Raw genomic sequence first — 1,015 nt, forward strand, 5'->3', positions numbered from 1 at the left:
ACAGAAAATTGGCTACGTGAACACTGCACAAGTATTCCAAGCTCTACCTCAGCGTGAAGTTGTTCTTCAAAAAATGCAGGAAGAGTTCAAAGATAAAGCGGCTGAACTGCAGAGCATTCAAGCGGAGGCTCAAACTAAGATTGAAAAGCTAAAGCGTGATGGCGAGCTTCTTGGTCCAGAAGAAGTTGAAAAGCTACGTATTGAAGTAGGTCAACTAGACAGCAAGTACAAGATCAAAGCGCAAGCTTTAGAGAAAGCGAGCCAACGTCGTGAAGCTCAAGAGAAGCAGAAGCTATTTAAAGTGATTCAAGAAGCGGTAGAAAAAGTGGCTGAGAAAGAAGGACTACGACATGATCGTAGACATCTCTACGCTTCAATACGCGAAACCTGAATACAATATCTCTGAGAAAGTAATCAAATCACTGAAATAAGCTTTGTGAAGAATCTGACTTTAGCCGAATTGGCAGAAATTACCGGGGGTGAGTTACATGGTGAAGGCAGCGTTGTTGTCTCGGCTGTAGCTCCGATGGACAAGGCAAAAGAGGGGGATATGACATTCCTTTCAAATGCAAAATACAGTAAACACTTATCTGAATGTAAAGCGTCTGCTGTGATGGTAAAAGAGAGTGAACGTGAACTATGTACAACTCACGTAATTGTGGTTAATGACCCATACGTTGCGTTTGCCAAAGTGGCACAAGCTCTTGATACTACTCCTGAACCGGCTTCGGCTATCGCAGATTCTGCAGTGATTGCTGAGTCAGCGGTTTTAGGTGCTAACGTATCTATCGGTGCAAATGCAGTGATTGAATCTGGTGTTGAGCTTGGTGATAACGTTGTAATTGGTGCCGGCTGTTTCATCGGTAAAAATGCGAAAATTGGCTCAGGCACTAAGCTGTGGGCCAACGTGAGTATCTACCATGAAGTGGTGTTAGGTGAAGCATGTTTGGTTCAATCAAGTACCGTGATTGGTTCTGATGGCTTTGGTTACGCGAATGAGAAAGGCGAGTGGATT

General features: G+C 43.8%; 1 protein-coding gene and 1 pseudogene. Both read left to right on the plus strand.

The annotated features are described in order from the left end of the window. Positions 1-431, plus strand: a pseudogene (locus KIV40_RS32485) (OmpH family outer membrane protein); the annotation flags it as partial. A 5-nt stretch (positions 432-436) separates the two neighbouring features. Continuing rightward, positions 437-1,015 (plus strand): UDP-3-O-(3-hydroxymyristoyl)glucosamine N-acyltransferase (locus tag KIV40_RS32490; protein WP_285353479.1); only part of this gene is annotated, 579 nt, incomplete at its 3' end.

The organism is Vibrio sp. D173a, from assembly GCF_030248475.1.